Here is a 13,720-nt window from a genome sequence, read left to right on the forward strand (position 1 = left end):
CATAAACCCGGCATATGGCGGCCGCAAAATCGGTTGCGTCACATTCCGTCCCAGGCCTGTTCGCGGCTCCGAACGCACAAGGCAAGGATCCGCGAACAACCCCGGGTTTGCCGCCGCCTACCCCAGGAGCTTGCGCAGGAACTGCAGCTGGCGGATCCAGTGGTGTTCCTGGCCGCCCTCATGGTTGTTGAACCTGTATACCTCAATGTCCTTCACGGCACCGGTGGCCGATGAGGCGTCGGTGCCGGTCGCGTAGGCGTTGTAGCTGGCGAACACCGTGGACGGCGGGCAAATGTCGTCCATTTGCGCAGCCGAGTACAGCGCCGGCACCGTGGCCCAGCGGGCCAGGTTGACGCCGTCGAAATAGTTCAGGACGCTAAGTGCGGCGTCGTAGCGGTCCCGGTGCCGCGCCAGGAACTGGGCGATCTCCGGGTAGGGCCCGCGGGGAGTGATGTCGATGGCGCGGGGAAAGTCCTGCAGGAAGGGGACGTCGGGCAGCGCGGCGATGACGCCGTCGAGCCGTCCCGCAGTGAGCCCCGCCGTGGCCACCACCAGCCCGCCGCCCTGGCTGACACCGGCCAGCACCACTTTGGCAGGATCGACGGCGGGGTGGGCCTGGGCGGCCTCCACCGCGCGGAAGGCGTCCACATAGACGCGGCGGTAGTAGTAGTCCTCCCGGCTGGTGATGCCCCTGGTCATGAGGCCTGCGTGCGCCACATCCCCGGCGGACGGGTGGGGATCCGCGGTGTCCCCCAGCGCGCCGCCGTACCCCTGGCCCCGGGTGTCCATGATGAAGTGTGCGTACCCGGCCTGCGCCCACCGGGTGTCCTGGTTGGCCAGGCCGCGGCCGCCGGAATAGCCAATGTAGTTCACCACCACCGGCAGCCGGACGCCTGCCTCCCGGTTGGCGGGAAGGTGCAGCCAACCTTTGACGGGCGCGCCGCCAAAGCCGGAGAAGGTGACGTCGAAGGTATCGATCACCGTGAGGTAGTTATCCACCGGTTCGAAGGTCGCGTCGAGTGGAAAGGTCCGCGCTTCGTCCAGGGTGGCGTCCCAGAAGGCAGCCAGGTCCCCGGGCGGTGTGACATCGGAGGTGTAGCTGCGGAGCGCGGCCAGGGGCAGATCGAAGAGGGGCATCGTTGTCCTGTTCTGTGTCGGTTGGTCCGCAGGCCCGCGGTGGAGTTCTCTATTTCTACTGCATGGATCGGTGGCGCACGCTGATGAGTGGTTCAAAGCGCCGAAGCCTAGTTCCGGCGGCGATGATTCCGCGCAGGTGCGGCAGCCCGCCGGTGGCGGCCCCGGCAGCACGGGCCTGGACCAGGACGTTGCCCAGGGCGGTGGCTTCGACGGGTCCGGCCACCACCGGGCGCCCGGTGGCGTTGGCGGTGAGCTGGCACAGCAGGGTGTTCTGGGAACCCCCTCCCACCACGTGCACCACGTCCACTTCACGGTTGGCGAGGCGTTCCGCTGCGGTGATGGTCCTGGCGTATCCGGCGGCGAGGCTGTCCATGATGCAGCGGGTGATGGCCGCGGGATCATTTGGCAGCACGTCACCGGTGCGCCGTGCCGCCGCCCGGATCCGCTCCGGCATATTGCCCGGGGCAATGAAGAAGGGATCATCCGCGTTGACCTGGGGACCGCCGGCAGGCAATGCCGCGGCGGCGGCGAGCAGGGAGGCCAGGTCGGGCTGGTAGCCTTCACCGGCCCAGGTGCGCTGGCATTCGCTCAGCAGCCACAGGCCGCCCACGTTCCGCAGGTAGCGGATGGTGCCGTCCACGCCGCGTTCATTCGTGAAGTTCGCTTCCCGGCTGGCCTGGGTCAGGACGGGGTGCTTCAATTCCAGCCCCACGAGGGACCACGTGCCGGAGGAGATGTAGGCAAAAGCGCCATCCCGGGCAGGAACGGCCACGACGGCGGAGGCAGTGTCGTGCGAGCCCACCGCCACCACTGTGGTTTCACGGGGCAGGCCCACGGCCGCGGCTATGTCCGGCAGGAGGTTTCCGTAGGTTTCCCCAGGCTGGATGAGCGGCGGGAACAGGTCCTTCCGCAGTCCCAGCGCCGCGAAGAATTCGGTGGCCCATTCCCCGGCCACGGCGTCAAACAGGCCCGTGGTGGAGGCGTTGGTGGCCTCGGTCCGCCGCACTCCGGTGAGCAGGAACGCGATCAGGTCCGGGATCAGGAGGGCCTGCAGCCCGACCAGGTTCTTCTCGGTGGCCAGTTGGTAGATCGTGTTGAACTGCAGGAACTGCAGCCCCGTGGTTTGGTACAGCCGCGCCGGGTCCAGCTTGGCGTGGACGGGCGCGACGGCGGTCCTGCTGCGGTCGTCGCGGTAGCTGTACGGCTGCGCCACGAGTTTGCCCGCGCTGTCCACCAGCCCGTAGTCCACCGCCCAGGTGTCGATGCCAATGCTGCCGATCTTTTCGCCACGGGCTGCCGCCGCCGCAGCGGCCGCCCGCAGTCCCGCGAGCACCTCCGCGAACAAGGCGTCGAAGTCCCAGCGGAGGCCTCCGTCGCGCTCCACCACGCCGTTGGGGAAGCGGTGGACGGTTTCCAGCGCCACCCCGTCCCGGGACACGCGGCCCAGGATCACGCGCCCGGAGGAGGCGCCGATGTCGACCGCGGCAAACACCCCGCCGTCGGCATCGCCTGGCAACGTACTCACCGCAGGAAGGCTGCCGCCACCCCGGCGTCCACGGGGATGTGCAGGCCGGTGGTGTGGGACAGTTCGTTGCTGGTGAGCACGGCGGCTGCGTTAGCCACGTGTTCGGGCAGGACCTCGCGCTTGAGCAGGGTGCGCTGGGCGTAGTACTCGCCCAGCTTTTCCTCGTCCACGCCGTAGACCGCGGCGCGCTTGGCGCCCCAGCCGCCGGCGAAGATTCCGGAGCCGCGGACCACGCCGTCGGGGTTGATGCCGTTGACCCGGATGCCGTGCTCGCCCAGTTCGGCCGCGAGCAGGCGCACCTGGTGGGCCTGGTCTGCTTTGGTGGCGGAGTAGGCGATGTTGTTCGGGCCGGCGAACACGGAGTTCTTGGAGGAGATGTAGATGATGTCCCCGCCCATGCCCTGGGCGATCATGACTTTCGCCGCGGCCTTGGCCACCAGGAACGAGCCCTTGGCCATGACGTTGTGCTGCAGGTCCCAGTCCTTTTCGGTGGTTTCCAGCAGCGGCTTGGAGATGGACAGGCCGGCGTTGTTGACCACCAGGTCCACCCCGCCGAAGGCCAGGACCGCGGCGTCGATCGCGGCGGAAACCTGGGCTTCGTCCGTCACGTCGGCCTGGACACCAATCGCGACGTCGGCACCGCCAAGTTCCTCGGCGACCTTTTGTGCGTTCTCAAGGTTGAGGTCGGCAATGACGACACACGCGCCGTCGGACGCCAACCGGGTGGCGATGGCCTTGCCGATGCCCGACGCCGCACCGGTGACCAGCGCGATGCGGGTGGCGTGGGACTTGGGCTTGGGCATCCGGGCCAGCTTGGCTTCCTCCAGCGCCCAGTACTCGATGCGGAACTTCTCGGATTCCTCGATCGGGGCGTAGGTGGAGACGGCCTCGGCGCCGCGCATCACGTTGATGGCGTTGAGGTAGAACTCGCCAGCCACGCGGGCGGTCTGCTTGCTGGCGCCGAAGGAGAACATGCCCACGCCTGGCACCAGCACGATGGCCGGGTCCGCGCCGCGCAGGGCCGGGCTGTTTTCGTCCGCGTGCCGGTCGTAGTACGCCTGGTAGTCCTCGCGGTAGGCAGTGTGGAGTTCTGTGAGCCGTGAGATCGAGTCCTCGATGGAGGCGTCCGCGGACAGGTCCAGGATCAGCGGCTTGACCTTGGTGCGCAGGAAGTGGTCCGGGCAGGAGGTCCCCAGGCCGCCCAGGCGCGGGTGCTCCGCGGACTCCAGGAAGTCCAGGACGACGGCGTCATCGCTGAAGTGCCCCAGCTGCGGCTTGTCCGTGGAGGCCAGGCCGCGGATCACGGGTGCCAGGGCTGCGGCCTTGGCTTTCCGCTCTGCCTCGGGCAGGGCGCCGTAGCCGGGCAGCTTGGGCCCGAAGGGCTCGGCCTTGCCGTTGTCCCGGATGTACTTCTCGGCCTGCTCAATGATCCACAGCGAGTTCTGCTCGGCTTCTTCGCTGGTGGCGCCCCAGGCGGTGATGCCGTGGCCGCCCAGGATGGTCCCGATGGCCTGGGGGTTGGCGTCCTTGATCGCGGCGATGTCCAGGCCCAGCTGGAACCCGGGCCGGCGCCAAGGCACCCACACCACCTTGTTGCCGAAAATCTTGGTGGTCAGCGCCTCGCCGTCCACGGCCGTGGCAATGGCGATGCCGGAGTCCGGGTGCAGGTGGTCCACGTGGGCGGCGTCCACGAGGCCGTGCATGGCGGTATCGATCGATGGGGCGGCTCCGCCTTTGCCGTGCAGGCAGTAATCGAACGCGGCCACCATCTCGTCTTCACGCTCAACACCCGGGTAGACGTTCTTGAGCGCGTTGAGCCGGTCCAGCCGCAGCACCGCAAGGTTCCCGGCCTTCAGCGTGCCCAGGTCACCGCCGGAGCCCTTGACCCACAGCAGCTGGACGTCCTCGCCCGTCACGGGATCCTTGTCGGTGCCCTTTGCGGAGGTGTTGCCGCCGGCGAAGTTGGTGTTCCGCTTGTCCGCACCCAGGCGGTTGGAACGGGAAATCAGGTCTTCAACAGTCTTGTTCGTCATAGCTGAATCAGGCGCCCCATCCGGCTTGCTGGCCGCCCACGCGGTCCTCATTGATCTTCTTCTGGTAACCGCTGGCCTTGAAGGCGGCCAGCGGGTCCGCGGGCAGGCCGCGGGATTCACGCCACTCGGCCAGGATGGGCCGGACGTCGGTGTAGAAGGCATCGTTGAAGATGCCGTTGGCGGCCAGGACATCCCCGGCGCGCTGTGCTTCGGCCAGGGCTGCGGTGTCCACCAGCAGGGCACGGGCCGTCATTTCCTGCACGTTCAGCACCGAACGGATCTGGCCTGGGATCTTCTCTTCCAGGTTGTGGCACTGGTCCAGCATCAGCGCCACGCCCGAATCCTTGCCGTATCCTCCGCCCCGGATCACTTCGTGCATGATGCGGAACAGCTGGAACGGGTCGGCGGCACCCACGATCAGGTCGTCGTCGGCGTAGAAGCGGGAGTTGAAGTCGAAGGAACCCAGCTTGCCCAGGCGCAGCAGCTGCATCACGATGAACTCGATGTTGGTGCCCGGCGCGTGGTGGCCGGTGTCCAGGCAAACGAACGCCTTCTCCCCCAGGGCCAGGGTCTGGGCATAGGAGCTACCCCAGTCCGGCACATCGGTGTGATAGAACGCCGGCTCAAAGAACTTGTACTCCAGCACCAGGCGCTGCCCATCTCCCAGGGCCGCATAGATCTCCTGCAGCGACTCGGCCAGCCGGTCCTGGCGGCCGCGCATGTCATCCTGGCCCGGGTAGTTGGTGCCGTCCGCCAGCCAGATCTTGAGGTCCTGCGAACCCGTGGCGTGCATGATGTCGATGCACTCGAGATGGTGGTCGATGGCCCGGCGCCGGACGGCCGGGTTGGAAGAGGTGAGGGACCCGAACTTGTACTCGTCGTCCTGGAAGGTGTTGGAGTTGATGGTGCCCAGCCCCACGCCCAGGCCGGCCGCATACTCCTTCAGGGCCGAGTAGTCGTCCACCTTGTCCCACGGGATGTGCAGTGCCACGGTGGGGGCCAGGCCGGTCAGCTCGTGGACCTTGGCGGCGTCCGCCAGCTTCTCCTGGACCGTGCGCGGCGTGCCGGGCGTGCCGAAAACCTTGAACCGCGTACCCGAATTTCCATAGGCCCACGAAGGGACCTCGATGGCAAGCTCCCCGAGCCTGCCCAGCGCCGTTGCTACGTCATTCATGATGGTTCTTTCCGGTGTTGAGCGTCTGTCTGATGCGTTTGGTTGGTGCCCCGCTGCTGGAGCCTGCGTGCCGGCAGTTGCCTGCTGTTCCGGTGCCCCGGTGGTCCTGCGTCCTGCGTCCGGTCCTGCCCGTCAGCCTGCGGGGTGCTGTGCCGCCAGCTGGCTGTCCAGGTTGAAGACTTCCTCCAGCACCTGGAACCCTTCGTCGGGAGCCTGGCCGGAGTCCTCGAAAAGGGTTGCCATCTCAGCCTGCCAGCGGGCGTTCACGTCCGTCAGGGCCATGCGGGCACGGACGGCGTCAAAGTCGTCGCACTCCACGTACCCCACCAGGAGCCCGTCCCCACCCAGGAACAGGGAGTAGTTGTGCCAGCCTGCCTCCTTGAGGGCGTCAAGCATTTCCGGCCACACTGCGGCGTGCCTGCGCCGGTATTCATCGATCAGCGCCGGCTGGACCGAGGAACGGAAACACACCCTCATGCGGACACCCCTCAAACTTCATAAAGTTTTGAATCGTTTCATTGGTACGATTCAAAGTACTCTTGGATTTGAGCAGGTGTCAAGCAATGGCAGAAACTTTTGATTTCCCGCGCGGTAGCTCCCGCAGTGGGAATGTCGGCACGGAGAATCGATGAACCGCACAGCCAGTATCAAGGACGTGGCCACCCACGCGGGCGTGGCCGTGGGGACGGTGTCCAATGTCCTCAACTATCCCGACCGGGTGTCCGACCGGACGAAGGAACGGGTCCTGCGCTCCATCGACGAACTGGGGTTTGTCCGCAACGATGCCGCCCGCCAACTCCGTGTTGGCCACAGCCGCACGATCGGACTCATTGTCCTGGACGTCGGCAACCCGTTCTTCACCTCGGTGGTCCGCGCGGCGGAGGACGCCGCGGCGCTGCAGGGAAGCGCCGTCCTGCTGGGCGACAGCGGCCACAACGCCGGCCGGGAGGGGAACTACATTGACCTCTTCCAGGAGCAGCGCGTGCAGGGCCTGCTCATCTCCCCGGTGGGTGATGTAACGGAAAGGCTGGACCTCCTCCGCGAGCGCGGCGTGCCAACGGTCCTGGTGGACCGGCTGGCTGACGAGTCCAAGTTCAGCTCGGTTGCCGTGGATGACGACGCCGGCGGGTACTTGGCTGCCCGGCACCTGCTGGACACCGGCCGCCGTCGGCTGGCTTTTGTTGGCGGTCCCACGTCCATCCGGCAGGTCGCGGACCGGCTCCAGGGAGCCCAGCGGGCCGTGAAGGAGGAGCCGGACGCCAGCCTCGAGGTGCTGGATGCGGAAGGGCAGACCGTCCTGGCTGGGCGCAGCGTGGGCGACATGCTGGTGGAGCGTGGGCGGACTGAACTGCCCGAGGGGATTTTCTGCGCCAACGACCTCCTGGCCCTGGGCGTCATGCAGTCGCTCACCATGACGCACACGTTCCGGATCCCCGAGGACGTGGCGTTGATTGGCTATGACGACATCGACTTTGCCGTCTCCGCGGTGGTTCCCCTGTCCTCCATCCGCCAGCCCACCCAGCTGCTGGGCCGGACGGCCATCGAACTGCTGTCCGAAGAGGTGGAGTCCCAGAATCCCGTCCACCGGTCTGTGGTGTTCACGCCGGAGCTGGTGGTCCGGCAGAGCACGGCCGCGCCGGGCGCCGGCTGATCAGCCGGGCGCTCTACTTTCCCGTCTGCTGCAGCCACTTCATGGATTCGTCCCGGGACGTGAAGAAGCGGGTGGGGCAGGGCGGATTGTGGACGCCGAGGAAGAAGTTGGCGATGATCCGGTCCACAGGGCTCGACCCAAGCAGGGCAATGCGGTTGGCGGCGCACGGGATGGAGAACACTGAGCGCGCCTGGATGCTGACGTTTTCCGTGGTGGCCATGTCCACGAGCATCGGATAGTTGCCGTCCCCTGCTATGCGGTTCACCGCAGCCATCGCCGCCTGCGCATCCTCGACTTCTATCCGGACTTTGGGCTCCCACATGAGGTGGATGACGCCGTCCGCGCTCAGTTCCACGGTTCCCTTGCCGCCGTCGACCATTACGGGCTCCATACCCCGCCTCCCTCCAGTGGGCAGTTCCTCAACCCCTCTATCTTGCACCAGCACCGGAGCGCCCAGCCGCCGGCCGGCCGCTCTCCCACCTCACGTGCTGCCCACGGCCAGCTTAACTCATCAGCATACTTACTAATACGTTGGTCGATGTGCCCGTGGCCTGGATCACGTTCCTACGCCGCGCGTCGCGGCCCGCGAGGGCTGCATCTGAAATGCACTGCATTTGAAATAAACAGTTCCGCCGGGGTTCTCCATGGGGGCGGAATGCCGGGGGATTCATTGCGCCGCAACCCGGCGCTGAAAGGATTTACCGAAAATGCGAACCAAGGTCTCAGCCTCTGTCACCGCCATTGCCCTCTCCGGCGCCATGCTCTTCGGCATGGCAGGCCCGGCGACGGCAGCAGCACCCGCGGCTCCTTCTGCCGCGTCCCAGTCATCACAAGCAGCCAACGTCACTGGAAGCATCAACCAGACCATTGACGGTGTGGGTACCTTCGTCGGCTCGTTTACGCCGTCCAATTTCAGCGTCCAGGACGGCCGGCTGACCGTCACCGGCTTGGTGCAGGGCACCCTCACCGATCTTGCCGGCGTGGCCACTCCGGTGAGCCAGACCGTGACCACCACGGCTGCTGCGGCCCCCACCACCAACGCCGCGACGGCCGCAGGAGGCGGTTGCGACATCGTGAACCTGGTCCTCGGGCCGCTGCACCTGGACGTCCTGGGGCTCAATGTCGACCTGAACCAGGTTGTCCTGGACATTGTTGCGCAGTCGGGGGCGGGCAAACTCGTCGGCAACCTTCTGTGCGCGGTCACCGGGCTCCTTGACGGCGGCAATGGCCTCAGCGGCCTGGCGAACCTGCTCAACCGGCTGCTGGGACTCTAGTTTTACGGTAGTTCAACAAGCGGCTATTGCAGCGACACGATGGGCGGCCCTCCGGGGCCGCCCATCTTCTCTTTGGTGCTACAGCTTTGTGACCACGAGGTTGCGGTAGGCTGCCCGGAACGGGGCCATCTGCCGGAAACCAATCCGGCCGCCGCCGAGCACCTTCGACGACGGATCCTGCCATTCGAAGAGCAGCAGCCCGTTGATGGAAAACGCTGCCAGGGGCCCGTCCTTCACCAGTTCCAGGCGGTAGAAGTCCGTGGCGTCCTCCGCGGGCGGCAACGGGTCCGCGCCCTGCGCCACCAGTTCGAAACCCGCGCTCTTGCGCAGGTTGCAGGTGCGGAACGCCCGCTCAGACGGGTATTTGTGCCGGAAATAGGAGACGTGCAGGGCGTCAATGTCGCCCGAATGGTACTGCGGGTAGTGGCCCGTCCTGGGCGCGAGGGCCGGACTGAAGAGGTCCTGCCCGCGGCGTCCGGTGGCCGCGAAGAACAGCATGGCCAGGCCTGGCTCGGCCAGCGGCCGGAACTCCCAGCTGATGCGGATGCCGTCCGGAAATTCCACCGGGCACCACAACGTCCAGTGCGCGTGGTCGCCGAACTCCTGGTCGTCCAGCGCGCCGGACAGCTCCAGGGCACCCTCGTGGCTGTCGTGGCGCAACGGTCCTTCCGCTACCCATCCAGTCACATCCCCGGGCCCAGCCAGCGGGTTGCTGTAGAGGACCCGCTCCTTAACCGCTGCGGCCCCCATTAGGCGCGTCCCGCCGTCGTCCTCATTGCCTTGGTACTGGCCGGCTCCGCGATGCCAGCCGGCCCGTACCCCTGCCCGCGCAGCTGCCGGGCCACCTCCCCGGCCACCAGCGAAGCACCGTGCCGGGAGAAATGCGTATTGTCGGCCAGGCCACCGGGCCAATGCGCGTGCTCGCCCGGCGCAAAGTGGCAGAAGAGCTCCCTGGATCCTTCCCGGCCCAGCCGGAGATAAAGGTGCCGGGTCCACGCGTTGAGGTCCACCACGGGGACCCCGAGCTCCTGGCCCAGTTCACGGACCACCTCCGGATAGTCCTCCAGGCTCTCTGCAAGGACGTCCGACGACGGTCCCTCGCCCGGGTGCCCGCCGCCCAGGAAGTGCCGGCGCTCCACGGAGGTGCACAGCACCGCCGCCGCGCCCCGGGCGCCCACCTCCCCCACCATGGTTCGCAGGTTGGCCGCGTAACCGGTGCGGGCGGCCAGGTGCGGCTTCTTCTGGTCGTTGTGGCCGAACTGGATGAGCACGGCGTCGCCCGGGCCTGCTGCGGTGAGCAGCTCCGCCCAGAGCCCCTCCGTGCGGAACGATTCGGTGTCGGCGCCGCCCTTGGCGAAGTTGTGTACCGTTCCCCACGTGAAGATGAGGGGTGCCAGCTGCGCTCCCCAACCGCTCATGGGGAACTCGTGCGTGGGACAGTTGGCAACGGTGGAGTCTCCGGCCAGCAGGATTTTCATAGTGGTTCTTTTCCTTTGATGCCCGCGGGCAGGGTCATCCTTTGACGGAGCCGATGAGCATGCCCTTGGCGAAGTGCTTCTGCAGGAACGGGTAAAAGATGAGGATGGGCAGGGTGGCCACCACGATCACCGCGAACTTGATCCCCTGTTCCGGCGGGATGTAGTTGGGGTCAACGTTGCCCGTGCCCAGCAGGTCCGAGGCCGCTGTGACCTGGCGCAGGTACATCTGGAGGGTCCACTTGGAGTTGTCGCTCAGGTAGAGCAGGGGCGACATGAAGTCGTTCCAGATTCCCACGGCGTAGAACAGCGCGAAAGTGGCCAGGACCGGCTTGGACAGGGGCAGCAGGATCCGCCACAGGATCCCGATCTCGGTGGCGCCGTCCATCTTGGCCGATTCCTCCAGTTCGGCAGGGAGTTCCTGGAAGAAGTTCTTGATGATGATCAGGCTGAACGGGTTGATGGCCGCGGGCAGGATCAGGGCCCAGTAGGAGTTGAGCAGGCCCAGGTCCTTGACCAGCAGGAAGGTGGGGATCATGCCGCCGGAGAAGACCATGGCAAAGACCACCAGGGACAGGATGGCGTTCCTGCCCCGCAGGGTTTTCTTGGCCAGCGGGTAGGCCATGGTCACGGTGAAGGCCAACTGGACCAGCGTGCCCACCGCGGTGACCAGGATGGTGGTCACCAGGGCGCGCACGAACGCCGGGGTGGCGAAGATGTATTCGTAGGAGCCCAGGGTGAACTGTTCGGGCCAGACGAAGAATGCCCGGCGCGTGATTTCTGCTTCGGTGGCAAACGATCCGGCGAAGACGTACACGAAGGGCAACAGGGTGATGAGGCCGATCAGGGACAGGAAGACGTAGTTGGCGGCGTCAAAGATCCGGCCGCTGCGGGTGTTGTGGATTTTCATGGCTAGAACAGTCCGCTCTGGTTGAATCGCTTGGCCAGCCAGTTGGTGCCGAAGATCAGCACAATGCCCACCAGGGATTTGAACAGGCCCACGGCGGTGGAGTAGCTGTAGGCGCCCTGGGTGATGCCCACGAAGTAGACGTACGTGTCAAAGACGTCCGCCACCTCACGGTTGAGCGCGTTGGTCATCAGGTAGATCTGTTCGAACCCGGTGTTGAGCATCTGCCCGATGGCCAGGATCAGCATCACGATGATCGTGGAACGGATCGCCGGAAGCGTGATGTGCCAGACGCGCCGGAACCGGCCGGCGCCGTCGATGATCGCGGCCTCGTACTGGTCCTGGTCCACGGTTGAAAGGGCGGCCAGGAAGATGATGGTGCCCCACCCGGTGTTCTTCCAGATCTCCTGCAGCACGATCAATGGCCGGAACCAGGCAGGATCTGACAGGAAGTCGATGTGCGTGCCCATGGCGTTGTTCAGGAACTGGAACAGCGGCCCGATGTCCAGGGCAAACAGCAGGAAGCTCAGCGACGCCACGATGGTCCAGGACAGGAAGTGCGGGATGTACACCAGCGTCTGGACCGTGCGCTTGAGGATGGACAGCCGGACCTCGTTCAGCAGCAGCGCCAGGATGATGGTCAGCGGGAAGGCCACCCCGAGGTTCAGGAAGGCAAGGATCAGGGTGTTGCCCAGCAGCCGGGGGAAGTCCGGGTTGGCGAAGAAGTCTTCAAAGTTGCGGAACCCCACCCAAGGGCTGCCGTTCACGCCCAGGAACGGCACGTAGTCCTTGAAGGCGATGGTGACCCCGTACATGGGGGCGTAGCGGAACACCGCGAAGTACACCACGCCGGGCAGCAGCAACAGGTACAGCCATTTGTAGTGGGCGAAATGGACGGAGAACCTGCCCCCGTTCCGGGGAGCGGGCGCGGTCCTGCGCGTCCGCTCCCCGGCGAGGGTGTCGATGACAGGGGCTGCCATTTACTTGTTGTCCTGCCAGAGCTTGTTGATTTCTTCCTTGACCTTGTTGCCGCCGCTGGTGTCCCACAGCTTGATGGCATCCTTGAGGCCCTGTTCGTCGATCTGTCCGGCCAGGTACTTGATCCGCGCGTCGGCCACGATGTTGTCCAACTGGGCACCCTTGGCCACGTAGGTGGCTGAAACGTAGGGCGCTGCCGGGTTGTAGACGGCGCTCTTGAGGTCTTCGGCCATGACGTCGGTGCGCTTGTCGAAGACCCGCTGTTCGTAGTCGGAGGCCTGCTTCACGGGGTAGAACTGGTTGCCGGCAACGTTCATGCCCAGCTGGGCGTAGCTCTTAATGTCGGTGGTGACGGCCTTGCCCTCCGGCGTCTCCGGCTTGATGGTGGCCGCCTTGCCGGCCTCCACCGTGAAGTTCACGCCCTCGATGCCGTTGTTCAGCAGGACCGCAACATCCTTGCCGTTCATGGTGTTGAGGAAGGCCAGGACCTTGTCCAGTTCAGCCTCGCTCTTGACGCTGGCCTTGGGGATGGCAAGGAAGCCTGAGTAGCCGTCGGTGGGGTGGGCGCGCAGTTTGCCGTCCGGGCCTTCGAGGTTGCCCACGAAGCCCACCTTGTCCTGGAAGTTGGCGGGGTCTGCCTGCTTGAAAAGGTTGATGAGCACGCTCACGCGGGAATCGACGTCGACGATGATGCCGCCCTTGCCATTGAAGAACGGCTCGTTCCACTTCGTGCTGTCAAAGGTGGCGAAGTCCGGGTTGATGAGCTTTTCGTCAACCATCTTCTTGATGAACCGGTCTGCCTCGAGGAACTCGTCGGTCTCGAAGCTGGGAATGAGCTTCCCGTCCCGCTCCGTCCAGCGGTTCCCGGCGCCGTACCATTCCTCGATCAGGTCGTAAGGGCTGTTGGTGCCCAGCGCACCCCACTTGGGGATGGTGATGCCGTAGGTGTCATTGACGCCGTTGCCGTCCGGATCCTGCTCGGTGAAGGCCTTTGCCACCTTGTACAGGTCCTCCGTGGTCTTAGGCGGCTGCAGGCCCAGCTTGTCCAGCCAGTCCTGCCGGAACATGACGGCCGCGCGCATCGGGGAGCGGCCCCGGAAAACGCCGTACACCTTGCCGTTGACGCTGGCGTTCTTCTGGATGTCCGGGAAAGTGGTCTTGAGGTTGGGGTACTTGTCCAGTTTGTCGGTGAGGTCCCAGAACGCGCCCGCCTGGGCGTTCTTGACGAAGCCGGGTGTTTTGCCCTGGATCACCATGACCTGCGGGATGTCGGATCCCGCCAGCGTGATGTTGGTCTTGTCCTCGTAGGAGGCGTTCGGCGCCCAGTTGATCTTGACCTGCTTGCCCGTGAGCTCCTCCAGCTTCTTCTGGACTGCACCGTCCGCTGCGGGCGGCTGGGCCTCCAGGAACGGGGCCATGATGGACACCGAAGTGAGGTCCGCGGCCGGGGCGTCCCCGCCACTGCAGGCCGTGAGGGACAGCGCCGTGGCAGTTACGACGGCGGCGGCCAGGGAGAGTTTGCGATGGATCATATTTCGTCCTTTTCCACTTCTTTGGGGTTTGTTG

General features: G+C 65.8%; 13 protein-coding genes. 2 read left to right on the forward strand and 11 right to left on the reverse strand.

The genetic code is table 11. The annotated features are described in order from the left end of the window. Nucleotides 1-117 precede the first annotated feature (117 nt). The 5 genes from ACWRN3_RS10530 to ACWRN3_RS10550 all read right to left on the reverse strand — a co-directional run bounded on the left by ACWRN3_RS10530 (nt 118) and on the right by ACWRN3_RS10550 (nt 6,346). The gene (locus ACWRN3_RS10530) at nt 118-1,137 is read right to left on the reverse strand and encodes an acetylxylan esterase (protein ID WP_476740608.1); all 1,020 of its coding nucleotides are present in this window, start codon (nt 1,135-1,137) and stop codon (nt 118-120) included. Between the two features lie 55 nt (nt 1,138-1,192). Continuing rightward, nucleotides 1,193-2,662 carry a rhamnulokinase gene (locus ACWRN3_RS10535; RefSeq protein WP_476740609.1) on the reverse strand — a complete coding sequence of 490 codons (1,470 nt, stop codon included), beginning with the start codon at nt 2,660-2,662 and terminating at the stop codon, nt 1,193-1,195. Continuing rightward, nucleotides 2,659-4,695 (reverse strand): bifunctional aldolase/short-chain dehydrogenase, encoded by a 2,037-nt coding sequence (locus tag ACWRN3_RS10540; protein ID WP_476740610.1) that lies wholly within the window; start codon nt 4,693-4,695, stop codon nt 2,659-2,661. Before ACWRN3_RS10540 ends, ACWRN3_RS10535 begins: the two co-directional genes overlap by 4 nt. A 7-nt stretch (nt 4,696-4,702) precedes the next feature. Continuing rightward, nucleotides 4,703-5,869 (reverse strand): L-rhamnose isomerase, encoded by a 1,167-nt coding sequence (rhaI, locus tag ACWRN3_RS10545; protein ID WP_476740611.1) that lies wholly within the window; start codon nt 5,867-5,869, stop codon nt 4,703-4,705. A gap of 132 nt (nt 5,870-6,001) precedes the next feature. After that, entirely contained in the window at nt 6,002-6,346 is a 345-nt protein-coding gene (locus ACWRN3_RS10550; RefSeq protein ID WP_324643039.1) for an L-rhamnose mutarotase, read from the reverse strand. A 151-nt stretch (nt 6,347-6,497) separates the two neighbouring features. On the opposite strand from ACWRN3_RS10550, the gene ACWRN3_RS10555 reads away from it, so the two are divergent. After that, nucleotides 6,498-7,520, forward strand: coding sequence for a LacI family DNA-binding transcriptional regulator (locus tag ACWRN3_RS10555; RefSeq protein WP_476740612.1), 1,023 nt, complete (start codon nt 6,498-6,500; stop codon nt 7,518-7,520). Nucleotides 7,521-7,533: 13 nt separating this feature from the next. Here the strand turns inward: ACWRN3_RS10555 and ACWRN3_RS10560 are convergent, their stop codons facing one another. Continuing rightward, complete coding sequence (locus ACWRN3_RS10560; protein WP_159630810.1) at nt 7,534-7,911, reverse strand: DUF7793 family protein; 378 nt, start codon at nt 7,909-7,911, stop codon at nt 7,534-7,536. Between the two features lie 316 nt (nt 7,912-8,227). Here ACWRN3_RS10560 and ACWRN3_RS10565 point away from each other — a divergent pair, with 316 nt between their 5' ends. Continuing rightward, complete coding sequence (locus ACWRN3_RS10565) at nt 8,228-8,794, forward strand: ABC transporter substrate-binding protein (RefSeq protein WP_324643042.1); 567 nt, start codon at nt 8,228-8,230, stop codon at nt 8,792-8,794. A gap of 78 nt (nt 8,795-8,872) precedes the next feature. Here the strand turns inward: ACWRN3_RS10565 and ACWRN3_RS10570 are convergent, their stop codons facing one another. The 5 genes from ACWRN3_RS10570 to ACWRN3_RS10590 are packed head-to-tail and all read right to left on the reverse strand — an operon-like array spanning nt 8,873 to nt 13,686. Continuing rightward, complete coding sequence (locus tag ACWRN3_RS10570) at nt 8,873-9,544, reverse strand: DUF1961 family protein (protein WP_476740613.1); 672 nt, start codon at nt 9,542-9,544, stop codon at nt 8,873-8,875. Further along, nucleotides 9,544-10,272 (reverse strand): rhamnogalacturonan acetylesterase, encoded by a 729-nt coding sequence (locus tag ACWRN3_RS10575; RefSeq protein ID WP_476740614.1) that lies wholly within the window; start codon nt 10,270-10,272, stop codon nt 9,544-9,546. Before ACWRN3_RS10575 ends, ACWRN3_RS10570 begins: the two co-directional genes overlap by 1 nt. A 34-nt stretch (nt 10,273-10,306) precedes the next feature. Further along, entirely contained in the window at nt 10,307-11,179 is an 873-nt protein-coding gene (locus ACWRN3_RS10580; RefSeq protein ID WP_324643047.1) for a carbohydrate ABC transporter permease, read from the reverse strand. A 2-nt stretch (nt 11,180-11,181) separates the two neighbouring features. Then, the gene (locus ACWRN3_RS10585) at nt 11,182-12,156 is read right to left on the reverse strand and encodes an ABC transporter permease (protein WP_324643049.1); all 975 of its coding nucleotides are present in this window, start codon (nt 12,154-12,156) and stop codon (nt 11,182-11,184) included. Beyond that, nucleotides 12,157-13,686 carry an extracellular solute-binding protein gene (locus ACWRN3_RS10590; RefSeq protein WP_476740615.1) on the reverse strand — a complete coding sequence of 510 codons (1,530 nt, stop codon included), beginning with the start codon at nt 13,684-13,686 and terminating at the stop codon, nt 12,157-12,159. Nucleotides 13,687-13,720 lie beyond the last annotated feature (34 nt).

It is taken from the genome of Pseudarthrobacter sp. rb (assembly GCF_056389225.1).